Raw genomic sequence first — 12,033 nt, forward strand, 5'->3', positions numbered from 1 at the left:
CCAACCAGAACAGGATGTGCCAGGGGTGCAGTCGGGAACCGAAACGATGGACGTGGCCGGTGCCACCGGCCCGTCCGCTCCTGAACGGGCCGGGAAGCCCGCCAGGACCGAGCGGCTGCTCGCCCTGGGAGCCGACGCCGTCCGCCGCCGGTGGTTCTGGCCGGCGGCGCTGGCCGGCGGGTATCTGACGCAGGTGGTGTTCCGGCTCTTCCTGGTGTGGGGCAACAGCTACCCCTCGGTGCACGCGGACGAGTCCTCGTACCTCGTACTGGCCCGGGTTCTCGCGGGGCGGCCGACGACGGAGATGCCCGTCGGATCGGTCATTCCCGGCGGCTACGCGCTGCTGATCTCCCCGGCCCTGCGGTTCACGGACGACCCGGTCACCGCGTACCAGCTGGTCATGGGCATCAACACCCTGATCAACGCACTCGTCTTCCCCCTTGTCTTCGTCGCCCTGCGCAGGCTCGACGTGCCCAGGGGACTCTCGGTCCTGATCGCCATGGCGGCCGCGCTGATGCCGCCCGTGGTCTTCTACTCCGAGTTCGCGATGTCCGACACCCTGCTGCCCGTGGTCCTCCTCGGGTGGCTGATCACCCTGCACGGCTGGCTGAGCGAGGGCGAGCCGGGCCGCCGCGCCCGGTACGGCGTGGGAGCCGGCCTCCTGGCCGGCTTCTCCATGGCGGTGCACGACCGCGGCGGCGTGGTGGTGGCCCTCACCGCGGCCGTTCTGGTGGGCGCGCTCGTCTTCAAGTGGGCTCCGCTGCGGTCGACGCTCGCCGCGTGGGGCGGACTCGCCGTCTCCGTGCTGGGCGCCAAGCTGCTCTCCACCTGGCTGGAGGCGCAGTTCAAGGACCAGCCGCCGAGCTCGGTGGGCACGCAGGTCCTGGAGAACCTCGTCGACCCCGACCTGCTGCGCCGCACGGTGACCCGTGCGATCGGCCAGCTCTGGTACTTCTCGGTCTCGTCCTGGGGCTTCGGCGCGCTCGCCGTCGCCCTGTGCGTGTACGCGGTGTTCAGCCCCCGCTTCACCCGGGCCTCGCGGGTGGTCTCCTTCGTCATGGTCGCCCTGCTGTGCGGCATCGCGCTCGCCGCGGCCGCCGGACTGCCGACGGACGACCGGATCGACAACTGGGTCTACGCCCGCTACCTGGCCCCGCTCGTGCCGGCGTTCTTCCTGGTGGGCGTCACCGTGCTGTGGCGCGCGCGGCCCGGTGCGCTGCTGCGCCTGGTGCTGGGCGCGGTGGTGTTCACCGTGGTCACCGCCGAGTTCGTCATCCTGGTGGTCGGCAAGGGCCTCTACAAGCTGAACATCATCGAGTGGGCCATGCCGGACGCGCTGTTCCTGGCATCGGAGTGGACGAAGCTGCACATGTGGCGGACGATCGCCGGCGCGCTGCTGGTGCTCGGAGCCTGCGTGCTCTTCCGGCTGGCCGGCGGACGCCGGGTGGTCTGGGCCGTGGCGCTCTCGCTGGCCCTGTTCGCGACGTACGCGACGACCACGGTCACCGCGAACGTGGCCGTGCCCTACATGAAGCACCGCAAGCCCCTGGCCACCGGATTCACCGCGACCTCCGGCCTCAAGCCTGGGGAGAACCTGGTGATGGACTGGGACGTCGACTGGGGTCTGCGGATGGCCCAGACGTACGAGGTGTACGAGGGGCGGGTCTGGACGCGCGACCTGGAGCACGGCGAGGAGCCGCCGGCCGGGGCGGACGCGGCAGTGCTGCGGCTGACCTCGAAGGAGGCCAGGGCGGAGGACACCTGGCCGCTGGCGCCCGCGGGCTGGTACGTCGCCAAGGCCGACAAGGCGCACGGATGGGCGCTCTGGCGCCGTCAGTGACGGTTCCCGCACGACGAGGACCCCGGTCCGCCGATCGCGGCGGACCGGGGTCCTTCGCGTGGGGGAGGCGCCGGGGCCCGCTGGGTGCCCCCGCCGCATCCCTCGAGCACACGTGCCAGTAACATCCGGGCGGATCAGCTGTGTTGCCGGAAAGCTGGAAAACCAGGGGTTGGGGACAACTTGAGATTGGGTCGTGTGCGCGGTACCGCTCTGGCCACCGCACTCGGTGTGGCGGCGGTACTCGGTTTTCAAGGGATGGCAGGTGGATCCGGACCGGATTCCTCCGAGGCCAAGGGGTCGGGGAAGGTGAAGGCGTACAGCGCCGGAGCCGAGCAGACCGGACCGGTCAAGAGCGGGATCAGCAAGCTCGCCCTCCAGTCCAAGGGCGGCGGCGAAGCCGGACTGCCCCAGCAGGACACCAAGCTCTACGGCCTCCTCGGCGTGTCCTGGACGGACCCCGAGGCCGAGGTCAAGGGCACCATCGAGGCCCGCTCCCGTAGCGCGGAGACCGGGAAGTGGTCCAAGTGGATCACCCTGGAACCCGCGAAGCGCGGGCTCGACGGCAAGCGCCCCGGCGCGCTCGGCGCCACCGAGCCCGTATGGGTCGGCGCGTCGAACGGTGCCGAGGTGCGCGTGAAGGGCGGTGACCTGCCCGCCGGCCTGGAGCTGAACCTGGTGGACCCGGGTACCGGCGCCGCCAAGAAGAAGGGCGACCTGCCCGCCCAGCCGGTGGCCTTCGCCGCCCCCTCGGTGGAACCCGGACCGGTCTCCACCGCGCCGCAGCCGAAGATCGTCTCCCGGGCGGAGTGGGAGGCGGACGAGAGCCTGAACAACGAGGGCCCGCTCTACCTCCCCGGCCTCAAGGTCAAGGCAGCCTTCGTCCACCACACCGTGAGCGCGCCGTACGACTGCTCGCAGTCCGCGGCCATCGTCCGGGCCATGCACGTCTTCCACGTGACCGGCCCGGACAAGTGGCGCGACATCGGCTACAACTTCCTGGTCGACAAGTGCGGCACGATCTTCGAGGGCCGCCAGGGCGGCATCGACCAGGCGGTCCAGGGCGCGCACACCTACGGCTGGAACTCCGAGTCGACGGGTATCGCCGTGATCGGCGACTACCAGACCGCCGGAGCCTCCGACGCCGCGCTCGAGGCGGTCTCCCAGATCGCCGCCTACAAGCTCGGCCAGTACGACGGCGACATGAACGGCACGACCACGCTGCGGGCCGGCGCCACGCAGAAGAACAACTTCAACGACTCGTTCGTCGAGGGCCAGTCGTACACGTTCAAGGCGCTCTCGGGCCACAAGGACGGCTTCAACACCGTGTGCCCGGGCGGCGGGCTCTACGACCAGCTGGGCAGGATCCGTACCGCGGGTCCGGCGGCGCAGCTGAAGATCACCACGGTGAACGGGGCGGCGGCTACGCCGGGTGCCGACTACAAGTCCACCGGGCCCCTGACCCTCGGCTGGAACACCAGCACGGACAGCGGCCTGCTGAGCAAGTTCGACCTGCTGGTGGACGGGGTCTCGGCCGCGAGCACCCCGGGTACGGCCCGTAGCGCGTCCGCGGTACTGGCCACCGGCACCCACAAGGTCCAGGTGCGGGCGACCGCCGCGAACGGCAAGGTCTCCACGAGCCTCCCGGTCACCGTCGTGGCGGACGTCCCGGTGGCGAAGGAAGCCAAGTTCGTCCCGGTCACCCCGAAGCGCCTGATGGACACCCGTTCGGGTGAGGGTGTGGCGAAGGGGAAGGTCGGTCCGCAAGGTGTGGTGACCCTGCCGGTCGCGGGCACCAACGGCATCCCGGGGGCGGGCGTCACGGCGGTCGTGCTGAACGTGACCGCCACGAACCCGACGGCGTCGAGCTACGTGTCGGTGTACCCGAGCGGCACGGTCCGCTCCAGCGCATCGAACCTGAACGTCACGCCCGGCCTGACCATCCCGAACCTGGTGGTCGTGCCCGTGGTCGACGGCAAGGTCAGCTTCTTCAACAACGACGGCACCGTGGACCTGATCGCCGACATCACCGGCTACTTCACGTCGACCGATCCGGGCTCCACGCACCTCAACATCGGTCCGAAGCGCCTGATGGACACCCGTTCGGGTGAGGGTGTGGCGAAGGGGAAGGTCGGTCCGCAGGGTGTGGTGACCCTGCCGGTCGCGGGGACCAACGGCATCCCGGACTCCGGTGTGACCGCGGTGGTGCTCAACGTGACCGCCACGAACCCGACGGCGTCGAGCTACGTGTCGGTGTACCCGAGCGGTACGACCCGCTCCAGTGCCTCGAACCTGAACTTCACGCCGGGCAAGACGATCCCGAACCTGGTGGTCGTGCCCGTGGTCGACGGGAAGGTCAGCTTCTACAACAACGACGGCACCGTGGACCTGATCGCCGACATCACCGGCTACTTCACCTCGGCCGGTACGGGTGCCACGCACATCAACATCGGTCCGAAGCGACTGATGGACACGCGTGCGGGTCTGGGCGTGCCGCAGGCCAAGGTCGGCGCGCAGGGCGTGGTGACCCTCTCGGTCGCCGGCGCCAACGACATCCCGGCGACGGGCGTCACCGCCGTGGTGCTGAACGTGACCGCCACGAACCCGACGGCGTCGAGCTACGTGTCGGTGTACCCGAGCGGGACGGTCCGCTCCAGTGCCTCGAACCTGAACTTCACGCCCGGCCAGACGATCCCGAACCTGGTGGTCGTGCCCGTGGTCGACGGGAAGGTCAGCTTCTACAACAACGACGGCAGCGTCGACCTGATCGCGGACATCACCGGCTACTTCGCCAAGTAGTCCGAGGTTCCATCGGCGGGGGTTTCCCGGACTCGGTCCGGGGGACCCCCGCCGCCGTGTCCGGGGCGTCCGGGGCGCCGGCCCGGGTACGGATCCCCGCAGAGTGGTGCGGTTTGACCACGCAGCGTGGCGGGGTATTCTCTTCGGCCCGATTAGCCAGGTACGTGCCTCGTATGGCAGACTACTCAAGTTGCTCGGCTGAGTGCCGATGCTGCGCGCCTCCCGCCGGGAGGACCGGAAGCGAGTCCCACAGTACTCGTCGCCTTACCTGCCTCTCGGGGCAGCAATGGGGCGGACGTACGGGAATCTTCTGGGAAGCGTCAGCACGGTGCCTGCCAGGTACTCGGTGGGTGTTTGCCCCCGATCTGCGGTCTTGGGACCGCGCCCCCTTGGACGAGGGAATTTCCGTATGGGAATTTTCTGTAGAGGGAGCGCGACACGCCCGACCGCGTGGGTCGGAGGAAAGCGGCGGAGCGATCCGCAGCCGACCGAATGCCAGAGCGTTTCCACAACAGACAGGACTACGGAGTAGCCATGGCGGGACAGAAGATCCGCATCCGGCTCAAGGCCTACGACCACGAGGTCATCGATTCGTCGGCGAAGAAGATCGTCGAGACGGTGACGCGCACTGGTGCGTCGGTCGCGGGCCCGGTGCCGCTGCCCACTGAGAAGAACGTGTACTGCGTCATCAAGTCGCCGCACAAGTACAAGGACTCGCGCGAGCACTTCGAGATGCGCACTCACAAGCGCCTGATCGACATCCTCGACCCGACTCCCAAGACCGTTGACTCGCTGATGCGCCTGGACCTTCCGGCCGGCGTTGACATCGAGATCAAGCTCTGAGAGGCGTCGAGAAGATGGCAAAGCAGATCAAGGGCGTCCTGGGCGAGAAGCTCGGCATGACCCAGGTCTGGGACGAGAACAACCGTGTCGTCCCGGTGACCGTGGTCAAGGCCGGACCCTGCGTCGTGACCCAGGTCCGTAAGAACGAGATCGATGGCTACGAGTCGGTCCAGATCGCCTTCGGCGAGATCGACCCGCGCAAGGTGAACAAGCCCCTCAAGGGCCACTTCGCCAAGGCCGACGTGACCCCCCGCCGCCACCTGGTGGAGCTCCGCACCTCCGACGCCAGCGAGTACACGCTCGGCCAGGAGATCACCGCTGCTGTGTTCGAGTCCGGCGTCAAGGTCGACGTCACGGGCAACAGCAAGGGCAAGGGCTTCGCCGGTGTCATGAAGCGTCACAACTTCAAGGGCCTCGGCGCTGGTCACGGCGTCCAGCGCAAGCACCGCTCCCCCGGTTCGATCGGTGGCTGTGCCACCCCTGGGCGTGTCTTCAAGGGCATGCGCATGGCCGGTCGCATGGGTAACGAGCGCGTCACCACCCAGAACCTGACCATCCACGCGGTTGACGCGGAGAAGGGTCTGCTCCTCATCAAGGGCGCGGTCCCCGGTCCGAACGGCGGCCTCGTCCTGGTCCGTACCGCGGCCAAGGGGGCTTGAGGTAATGAGCACCATTGACATCCTTTCGCCGGCAGGCGACAAGGCCGGTACCGTCGAGCTCCCCGCGGAGATCTTCGACGCGAAGACCAGCGTTCCGCTGATCCACCAGGTCGTTGTCGCACAGCTGGCTGCTGCCCGTCAGGGCACGCACAAGACCAAGCGTCGTGGCGAAGTCCGTGGTGGTGGCCGCAAGCCGTACCGCCAGAAGGGCACCGGCCGCGCACGCCAGGGTTCCACCCGCGCTCCGCAGTTCGTAGGCGGTGGCGTCGTCCACGGCCCGCAGCCGCGTGACTACTCGCAGCGGACCCCGAAGAAGATGAAGGCCGCCGCCCTGCGCGGTGCCCTCTCGGACCGCGCGCGCCACTCCCGCATCCACGTCGTCACCGGCGTGGTCGAGGGTGCTGCCTCCACGAAGGCCGCCAAGACGCTGTTCGGCAAGATCTCGGAGCGCAAGAACCTGCTCCTGGTCGTCGAGCGCGCCGACGAGGCCGCGTGGCTGTCCGCCCGCAACCTGCCCCAGGTTCACATCCTGGAGCCGGGCCAGCTGAACACGTACGACGTGATCGTCTCTGACGACGTGGTCTTCACTCAGGCCGCTTTCGAGTCCTTCGTGTCTGGCCCCAAGGCCGATGAGACCGAAGGGAGCGACGCCTGATGTCTGAGGCGACCGTTACCAGCAAGACCTTCACTGACCCGCGCGACCTGCTGATCAAGCCGGTTGTCTCGGAGAAGAGCTACGCGCTGCTGGACGAGAACAAGTACACGTTCATCGTCGCGCCCGGCGCCAACAAGACCCAGATCAAGCAGGCCGTCGAGGCGGTCTTCTCGGTCAAGGTCACCGGGGTCAACACGATCAACCGTCAGGGTAAGCGCAAGCGCACCAAGACCGGTTTCGGCAAGCGCGCGAACACCAAGCGCGCCATCGTGACCCTCGCTGAGGGCGACCGAATCGACATCTTCGGCGGCCAGGCCTCCTAACGGAGGTCTAGTCGTCCGGAATCGGACGAGGACTGAGAAATGGGTATCCGCAAGTACAAGCCGACGACCCCGGGCCGTCGTGGCTCCAGCGTCGCCGACTTTGTCGAGATCACGCGGTCCACGCCGGAGAAGTCGCTGGTTCGCCCGCTGCACAGCAAGGGCGGCCGTAACAACACCGGTCGGATCACTGTTCGCCACCAGGGTGGCGGCCACAAGCGCGCCTACCGTGTGATCGACTTCCGTCGTCACGACAAGGACGGCGTGCCGGCCAAGGTCGCGCACATCGAGTACGACCCCAACCGCACCGCGCGCATCGCGCTCCTGCACTACGCGGACGGCGAGAAGCGCTACATCATCGCGCCGAAGAGCCTGAAGCAGGGTGACCGGATTGAGAACGGCCCCACGGCCGACATCAAGCCCGGCAACAACCTGGCGCTCCGCAACATCCCGGTCGGTACCACGATCCACGCGATCGAGCTCCGTCCCGGTGGCGGCGCGAAGTTCGCCCGCTCGGCTGGTGCCTCCGTGCAGCTGCTGGCGAAGGAGGGCACCATGGCCCACCTTCGTATGCCGTCCGGTGAAATCCGTCTCGTCGACGCGCGCTGCCGCGCGACCGTCGGTGAGGTCGGCAACGCCGAGCAGTCGAACATCAACTGGGGCAAGGCCGGCCGCATGCGCTGGAAGGGCGTTCGCCCCTCCGTCCGCGGTGTCGCGATGAACCCGGTCGACCACCCGCACGGTGGTGGTGAGGGTAAGACCAGTGGTGGTCGCCACCCGGTCTCCCCGTGGGGTCAGAAGGAGGGTCGTACTCGCTCGCCGAAGAAGGCTTCGAGCAAGTACATCGTCCGCCGCCGCAAGACGAACAAGAAGCGCTAGGAGCGGGTTTAGATGCCGCGCAGTCTCAAGAAGGGACCCTTCGTCGACGGACACCTCATCAAGAAGGTGGACGTACAGAACGAAGCCGGTACCAAGAACGTCATCAAGACCTGGTCCCGTCGCTCGATGATCATCCCGGCCATGCTGGGTCACACCATCGCGGTGCACAACGGCAAGATCCACGTCCCGGTGTTCGTCACCGAGTCGATGGTCGGCCACAAGCTCGGCGAGTTCTCGCCGACTCGCACCTTCCGCGGCCACGTCAAGGACGACCGGAAGTCGAAGCGCCGCTAAAGGCGGGGTGGTAACGACTATGACTTACACCGAAGGGACAACCATGGAAGCCAGGGCCCAGGCGCGGTACATCCGCGTCACGCCCATGAAGGCCCGCCGAGTGGTGGACCTTATCCGTGGCATGGATGCCACGGAGGCTCAGGCGGTCCTGCGTTTCGCCCCGCAGGCCGCGAGCGTGCCGGTTGGCAAGGTGCTGGACAGCGCCATTGCCAACGCCGCACACAACTACAACCACCCGGACGCCACTTCGCTGTTCATCAGCGAGGCGTTCGTGGACGAGGGCCCGACCCTGAAGCGGTTCCGTCCGCGTGCGCAGGGCCGTGCCTACCGGATCCGCAAGCGGACCAGCCACATCACCGTGGTCGTCAGCAGCAAGGAAGGTTCCCGGTAATGGGCCAGAAGGTAAACCCGCACGGGTTCCGGCTCGGCATCACCACCGACTTCAAGTCGCGTTGGTACGCCGACAAGCTGTACAAGGACTACGTCAAGGAAGACGTCGCCATCCGTCGGATGATGACGTCCGGCATGGAGCGCGCCGGCATCTCGAAGGTTGAGATCGAGCGCACCCGTGACCGCGTGCGTGTGGACATCCACACCGCTCGTCCGGGCATCGTCATCGGCCGCCGTGGCGCCGAGGCCGACCGCATCCGCGGTGACCTCGAGAAGCTCACGGGCAAGCAGGTCCAGCTGAACATCCTCGAGGTCAAGAACCCCGAGGTCGACGCTCAGCTGGTCGCGCAGGCCGTTGCCGAGCAGCTCTCCTCCCGCGTCTCCTTCCGTCGCGCCATGCGTAAGAGCATGCAGGGCACGATGAAGGCCGGCGCCAAGGGCATCAAGATCCAGTGTGGCGGTCGCCTCGGCGGCGCCGAGATGTCCCGCTCCGAGTTCTACCGCGAGGGTCGTGTGCCGCTGCACACGCTGCGCGCGAACGTGGACTACGGCTTCTTCGAGGCCAAGACCACCTTCGGCCGTATCGGTGTGAAGGTCTGGATCTACAAGGGCGACGTCAAGAACATCGCCGAGGTTCGCGCCGAGAACGCTGCGGCCCGTGCGGGTAACCGCCCGGCCCGTGGTGCGCAGGGCGCTGGCGACCGTCCCGCCGGCCGTGGTGGCCGTGGTGGCGAGCGCGGCGGCCGTGGTGGCCGCAAGCCGCAGCAGGCTGCTGGTGTCGAGGCCCCCAAGGCCGACGCTCCCGCCGCCGCTCCGGCCGAGAGCACCGGAACGGAGGCCTGACCGACATGCTGATCCCTCGTAGGGTCAAGCACCGCAAGCAGCACCACCCGAAGCGCAGCGGTATGGCCAAGGGCGGTACTGAGGTCTCGTTCGGCGAGTACGGCATCCAGGCGCTGACCCCGGCCTACGTGACGAACCGCCAGATCGAGGCGGCTCGTATCGCGATGACCCGCCACATCAAGCGTGGCGGCAAGGTCTGGATCAACATCTACCCGGACCGCCCCCTGACGAAGAAGCCTGCCGAGACCCGCATGGGTTCCGGTAAGGGTTCTCCCGAGTGGTGGATCGCGAACGTGCACCCGGGCCGGGTCATGTTCGAGCTGTCCTACCCGAACGAGAAGATTGCTCGTGAGGCGCTCACCCGCGCTGCTCACAAGCTTCCGATGAAGTGCCGGATTGTTCGGCGCGAGGCAGGTGAGTCGTGATGGCGACGGGAACCAAGGCGTCCGAGCTGCGTGAGCTCGGTAACGAGGAGCTCGTTGGCAAGCTGCGCGAGGCCAAGGAAGAGCTGTTCAAGCTGCGCTTCCAGGCGGCCACGGGTCAGCTGGAGAACAACGGCCGGCTCAAGTCCGTCCGTAAGGACATCGCTCGCATCTACACCCTGATGCACGAGCGTGAGCTCGGTATCGAGACGGTGGAGAGCGCCTGATGAGCGAGAACAACGTGACTGAGAAGACCGATCGCGGTTTCCGCAAGACCCGTGAGGGTCTCGTCGTCAGCGACAAGATGGACAAGACCGTCGTCGTCGCCGTCGAGGACCGCGTGAAGCACGCCCTGTACGGCAAGGTCATCCGCCGTACGAACAAGCTCAAGGCTCACGACGAGCAGAACGCTGCCGGCGTCGGCGACCGCGTCCTCATCATGGAGACGCGTCCGCTGTCGGCGAGCAAGCGCTGGCGCATCGTCGAGATCCTCGAGAAGGCCAAGTAATTATCTGAGGCCCCGGGCAGCATGCCCGGGGGCCCCTCAGGTTCGTTCCGCCAGGCTCGGTGGGGGCGGTAGCTCTTCGGAGTGATGCCCCCGCCGGGAACCGGCAGACAAACAGGAGATAGACGTGATCCAGCAGGAGTCGCGACTGCGTGTCGCCGACAACACTGGTGCCAAGGAGATCCTTTGCATCCGTGTTCTCGGTGGCTCCGGTCGCCGCTACGCGGGTATCGGTGACGTCATTGTCGCCACCGTCAAGGACGCGATCCCCGGTGGCAACGTGAAGAAGGGTGACGTCGTCAAGGCGGTCATCGTTCGCACCGTGAAGGAACGCCGCCGCCAGGACGGCTCGTACATCCGCTTCGACGAGAACGCCGCCGTCATTCTGAAGAACGACGGCGACCCTCGCGGCACCCGTATCTTCGGCCCGGTGGGCCGTGAGCTGCGCGAGAAGAAGTTCATGAAGATCATCTCGCTCGCGCCGGAGGTGCTGTAAGCATGAAGATCAAGAAGGGCGACCTGGTTCAGGTCATCACCGGTAAGGACAAGGGCAAGCAGGGCAAGGTCATCATGGCCATCCCTACTGAGAACCGTGTCCTCGTCGAGGGTGTCAACCGGGTCAAGAAGCACACCAAGGCCGGCCAGACCGCTGGTGGCTCGCAGACCGGCGGCATCGTGATCGTCGAGGCGCCGATCCACGTCAGCAACGTTCAGCTGGTTGTGGAGAAGGACGGCCAGAAGGTCGTTACCCGCGTCGGTTTCCGCTTCGATGACGAGGGCAACAAGATCCGCGTTGCCAAGCGGACGGGTGAGGACATCTGATGGCTACCACTCCGCGTCTCAAGACGAAGTACCGCGAGGACATCGCGGGCAAGCTGCGTGAAGAGTTCTCCTACGAGAACGTCATGCAGATCCCCGGCCTCGTGAAGATCGTGGTCAACATGGGTGTGGGCGACGCCGCCCGCGACTCCAAGCTGATCGACGGCGCCATCAAGGACCTGACGACGATCACCGGTCAGAAGCCGGCCGTCACGAAGGCCCGCAAGTCCATCGCGCAGTTCAAGCTGCGCGAGGGTCAGCCGATCGGCTGCCACGTCACCCTCCGTGGTGACCGCATGTGGGAGTTCCTGGACCGTACGCTGTCGCTCGCGCTTCCGCGTATCCGTGACTTCCGTGGTCTGTCGCCGAAGCAGTTCGACGGCCGTGGCAACTACACCTTCGGTCTCACGGAGCAGGTCATGTTCCACGAGATCGACCAGGACAAGATCGACCGTACCCGGGGTATGGACATCACCGTGGTCACCACGGCGACCAACGACGACGAGGGCCGCGCCCTCCTTCGTCACCTCGGCTTCCCCTTCAAGGAGGCGTAAGCGAGATGGCGAAGAAGGCTCTCATCGCGAAGGCTGCCCGCAAGCCCAAGTTCGGTGTGCGTGCGTACACCCGCTGCCAGCGCTGCGGTCGCCCCCACTCCGTGTACCGCAAGTTCGGCCTGTGCCGCGTGTGCCTTCGTGAGATGGCTCACCGTGGCGAGCTGCCGGGCGTGACCAAGAGCTCCTGGTAATTCCCTCTCGTCCGCAAGGACTT

Annotated in this window: 17 protein-coding genes; all 17 read left to right on the forward strand. The window is 67.0% G+C overall.

What is annotated here, in order from left to right:
- Positions 1–25: 25 nt before the first annotated feature.
- The 17 genes from ACFWBY_RS08360 to ACFWBY_RS08440 all read left to right on the forward strand — a co-directional run bounded on the left by ACFWBY_RS08360 (position 26) and on the right by ACFWBY_RS08440 (position 12,010).
- A complete protein-coding gene (locus tag ACFWBY_RS08360; protein ID WP_385335894.1) occupies positions 26–1,840 on the forward strand; it encodes a hypothetical protein in 1,815 nt (604 codons plus the stop codon).
- A gap of 306 nt (positions 1,841–2,146) precedes the next feature.
- Positions 2,147–4,636, forward strand: coding sequence for a peptidoglycan recognition protein (locus ACFWBY_RS08365; protein WP_385335892.1), 2,490 nt, complete (start codon positions 2,147–2,149; stop codon positions 4,634–4,636).
- A 534-nt stretch (positions 4,637–5,170) separates the two neighbouring features.
- Positions 5,171–5,479 carry a 30S ribosomal protein S10 gene (gene rpsJ / locus ACFWBY_RS08370; protein WP_003948644.1) on the forward strand — a complete coding sequence of 103 codons (309 nt, stop codon included), beginning with the start codon at positions 5,171–5,173 and terminating at the stop codon, positions 5,477–5,479.
- 14 nt (positions 5,480–5,493) lie between these two features.
- Positions 5,494–6,138 (forward strand): 50S ribosomal protein L3, encoded by a 645-nt coding sequence (gene rplC / locus ACFWBY_RS08375; RefSeq protein WP_112447750.1) that lies wholly within the window; start codon positions 5,494–5,496, stop codon positions 6,136–6,138.
- Positions 6,139–6,142: 4 nt separating this feature from the next.
- Positions 6,143–6,793 carry a 50S ribosomal protein L4 gene (gene rplD / locus ACFWBY_RS08380; protein ID WP_030008466.1) on the forward strand — a complete coding sequence of 217 codons (651 nt, stop codon included), beginning with the start codon at positions 6,143–6,145 and terminating at the stop codon, positions 6,791–6,793.
- Positions 6,793–7,116 (forward strand): 50S ribosomal protein L23, encoded by a 324-nt coding sequence (gene rplW, locus ACFWBY_RS08385; protein ID WP_037792012.1) that lies wholly within the window; start codon positions 6,793–6,795, stop codon positions 7,114–7,116. The genes rplD and rplW overlap by 1 nt, the downstream gene beginning before the upstream one ends.
- 39 nt (positions 7,117–7,155) lie before the next feature.
- On the forward strand, positions 7,156–7,992 hold the full coding sequence (gene rplB / locus ACFWBY_RS08390) for a 50S ribosomal protein L2 (protein WP_069921522.1): 837 nt from the start codon (positions 7,156–7,158) through the stop codon (positions 7,990–7,992).
- Between the two features lie 12 nt (positions 7,993–8,004).
- A complete protein-coding gene (gene rpsS / locus ACFWBY_RS08395; RefSeq protein ID WP_023539342.1) occupies positions 8,005–8,286 on the forward strand; it encodes a 30S ribosomal protein S19 in 282 nt (93 codons plus the stop codon).
- A 43-nt stretch (positions 8,287–8,329) separates the two neighbouring features.
- Complete coding sequence (rplV, locus tag ACFWBY_RS08400; protein WP_266938741.1) at positions 8,330–8,677, forward strand: 50S ribosomal protein L22; 348 nt, start codon at positions 8,330–8,332, stop codon at positions 8,675–8,677.
- On the forward strand, positions 8,677–9,519 hold the full coding sequence (gene rpsC, locus ACFWBY_RS08405; RefSeq protein WP_214946846.1) for a 30S ribosomal protein S3: 843 nt from the start codon (positions 8,677–8,679) through the stop codon (positions 9,517–9,519). The genes rplV and rpsC overlap by 1 nt, the downstream gene beginning before the upstream one ends.
- 5 nt (positions 9,520–9,524) lie before the next feature.
- Positions 9,525–9,944, forward strand: coding sequence for a 50S ribosomal protein L16 (gene rplP, locus ACFWBY_RS08410; RefSeq protein WP_112447745.1), 420 nt, complete (start codon positions 9,525–9,527; stop codon positions 9,942–9,944).
- A complete protein-coding gene (gene rpmC / locus ACFWBY_RS08415; RefSeq protein WP_008739703.1) occupies positions 9,944–10,168 on the forward strand; it encodes a 50S ribosomal protein L29 in 225 nt (74 codons plus the stop codon). The genes rplP and rpmC overlap by 1 nt, the downstream gene beginning before the upstream one ends.
- Positions 10,168–10,449 (forward strand): 30S ribosomal protein S17, encoded by a 282-nt coding sequence (gene rpsQ / locus ACFWBY_RS08420; protein ID WP_136229680.1) that lies wholly within the window; start codon positions 10,168–10,170, stop codon positions 10,447–10,449. The genes rpmC and rpsQ overlap by 1 nt, the downstream gene beginning before the upstream one ends.
- Before the next feature lie 124 nt (positions 10,450–10,573).
- Positions 10,574–10,942 carry a 50S ribosomal protein L14 gene (rplN, locus tag ACFWBY_RS08425; RefSeq protein ID WP_003956455.1) on the forward strand — a complete coding sequence of 123 codons (369 nt, stop codon included), beginning with the start codon at positions 10,574–10,576 and terminating at the stop codon, positions 10,940–10,942.
- A gap of 2 nt (positions 10,943–10,944) precedes the next feature.
- On the forward strand, positions 10,945–11,268 hold the full coding sequence (gene rplX, locus ACFWBY_RS08430) for a 50S ribosomal protein L24 (protein ID WP_214946845.1): 324 nt from the start codon (positions 10,945–10,947) through the stop codon (positions 11,266–11,268).
- Positions 11,268–11,819, forward strand: coding sequence for a 50S ribosomal protein L5 (gene rplE, locus ACFWBY_RS08435; protein WP_030388859.1), 552 nt, complete (start codon positions 11,268–11,270; stop codon positions 11,817–11,819). Before rplX ends, rplE begins: the two co-directional genes overlap by 1 nt.
- A gap of 5 nt (positions 11,820–11,824) precedes the next feature.
- Entirely contained in the window at positions 11,825–12,010 is a 186-nt protein-coding gene (locus ACFWBY_RS08440; RefSeq protein ID WP_003956452.1) for a type Z 30S ribosomal protein S14, read from the forward strand.
- The last annotated feature ends 23 nt before the right edge of the window (positions 12,011–12,033 follow it).

Origin of the sequence: Streptomyces sp. NPDC060049 (genome assembly GCF_042736715.1) — a bacterium.
Classification (GTDB): Bacteria; Actinomycetota; Actinomycetes; order Streptomycetales; family Streptomycetaceae; genus Streptomyces.